Below are 262 nucleotides of genomic sequence, written 5' to 3'. Positions count from 1 at the left end.
AGCAAGAAGAGGGTGAAGCGCAGTATTTTCAAGAAACGCAGGGTGAGCATGAGCATCTCGTTCGTTACTTGAAAGGCATGAATAGCTCACAGTATGCGCCCTTTTTGCAGCAACAAGCACCAGAAGTGGTTAGCTCAGAGGGTAACGAGTGGCGTATTAAAGTTCCTGAAGGTAATTATTTTGTGATGGGTGATAACCGTGATCGCAGTGCCGACGGCCGTTTTTGGGGCTTTGTCCCTGATGAAAACCTAGCAGGCAAGGC

General features: G+C 48.5%; 1 protein-coding gene. It reads left to right on the top strand.

Features of this window, described 5'->3' with window-relative positions; translation table 11 throughout:
- The coding region (gene lepB / locus AAEY98_RS22440) for a signal peptidase I (RefSeq protein ID WP_351019816.1) at positions 1-262 on the top strand (262 nt) is incomplete at both ends.

The sequence above is a fragment of the Shewanella sp. AC91-MNA-CIBAN-0169 genome (genome assembly GCF_040310165.1).
Classification (GTDB): Bacteria; Pseudomonadota; Gammaproteobacteria; order Enterobacterales; family Shewanellaceae; genus Shewanella.
Note: the sequence above shows the minus strand (reverse complement) of the source record. Positions and strands in the feature narration are given on the sequence as shown.